At 44.9% G+C, this 572-nt stretch carries 1 protein-coding gene; it reads left to right on the forward strand.

Annotated elements, in window-relative coordinates:
* Positions 1-98: 98 nt before the first annotated feature.
* A partial coding sequence (locus A3757_RS20550) for a hypothetical protein (RefSeq protein ID WP_156491844.1) occupies positions 99-572 on the forward strand: 474 nt, incomplete at its 3' end.

Consider the following 572-nt stretch of genomic DNA (forward strand, 5'->3'; position numbering starts at 1 on the left):
TACCGAAAAATTCTTTCTTCATTATAATTCCGCGCCTCCATCATTTTCTATATTGATCCATTTTCTTACTACATTTATATAACAGAGGTATCGCTTATATGATCGTTTTTACTGCCACCAATAGAGTCAACAACGAAGTTTATGTCGGCAGTGCAAGAGATAGTATGGAAGAACATTGGGCCAGACTGATCGTTCAGGCAGAAGAAGGTGGTTCAGGTGAGTTCTTAGACACTGTACGTGAATTCGGTGTTGATAACTTTACAGTAGAAACCTGGGCTTATGCTGACTCCCCTGCTGAATCCCGAGAGCTGGTTCGCGATGCCTGCGACGAGTTCAATGGCAAGCTTATCAAAACCGGACGTGCACCTGCCCCCACGGTAAATAAGGTTAATCAAGAAGTACATAGCGAGCCCAAAGCAATACAAGAAGCAAAGGCGACGAGTAAGGTAACATCAATCCATAAACAAAGCCCCGCGGCTAAGGCCGCCAGCAATACGCCTGAAGACAAGAGCAGCATTAGCCAAAATCGTAGCACAAAAAAAGAACACGGCCCTGTCACCAGCATCGATGTA

The organism is Oleiphilus sp. HI0117 (genome assembly GCF_001635235.1).